The 986-nt window shown below is 73.5% G+C and carries 1 protein-coding gene; it reads left to right on the top strand.

All coding sequences use genetic code 11. The features are described 5' to 3' along the window. Nucleotides 1-986: arabinofuranosyltransferase (locus tag IY392_RS00365; protein WP_194860237.1), on the top strand; the 986-nt coding region annotated here is incomplete at both ends.

The raw sequence follows: 986 nt of genomic DNA, 5'->3' as shown, positions 1-986 counted from the left end.
CTCCTGCTGCGCGGGGGGCGCCGGGGCCGAGGGACCGGCCGCGGTACCGGCGATCGCGGCCTGTGGCTCCTCGGGACCGCCGGCCCCGCGTTTCTCGCCTCCTCCCACCTCGGCCTGCTGCTGACCGGGACGCCGCACTACCTCTTCGGCCTCGGCGGCGACCAGCTCAACCGCGTCGCGTACGTGACCCGCTTCGCCGACTCCCCCGCGCTCGCCGACCCCTTCTTCGCCGACGCCGCGCCCTTCTACCCGCCGCAGTGGTTCTGGGTGGGCGGGCGACTGGCCGCCCTGACCGGGATCGAGGGCTGGGAGTTCTACAAGCCCTATGCGATCGCCACCATGGCGATCGCGGGCGCGATCGCCTTCGTCGCCTGGCGCTGGCTGGTGCCGACCCGGCTCGCCGTGCTGTTCGGTCTGGTCACCGCGGTCGTGGGGGGACACACCAACGCCTACGAGCCCTACTCGTGGATCCTCATCTGCCTCCTCCCGCAGGTCGTGGTGGCGACCTTCCTGCTCTGCGCACGCGCCGCCGCGGTGACGCGGGGCACCGACGGCGGCCGACCCACGTGGCCGCTGGTCGTGACGATCGGCGGCTACCTCGGATGGGCCGCCCTGGACTACACGCTCATCGCGGGTGTCGCGGCGGTGCTGGTCGCCCTCGTCGTCGTCATCACCACCTGGCGCCACCGCTCCGACCGCGCCGTGGTCGGCACACTGATCGCCCACCTGGCCGCGATGGCCGGCATCTCCGCTCTCCTGGCACTGCTGTTCTGGCACCGCTTCCTCCTGGCCGTGCTGGGCGGCGCCGAGACCGAGCCGTCCGTGGCCAACGACTTCGCCCCGGAGATCGCATCGCGCTGGCCACTGCCGATGTTCGAGGTGTCCGCCGCGGGCCTGCTGTGCCTGATCGGGGTGGTGTGGGTGGTGGTGACCGTGTGGCCGGACGGCGCCGGCCGGCTCACGGGCCGCGGTGCGGCGGCTCTGGG

Source organism: Dietzia sp. SYD-A1 (assembly GCF_015356725.1).
GTDB lineage: Bacteria > Actinomycetota > Actinomycetes > Mycobacteriales > Mycobacteriaceae > Dietzia.
The sequence above is the reverse complement of the archived record's forward strand: the minus strand, read 5'-3'. Positions and strand labels throughout refer to the sequence as shown.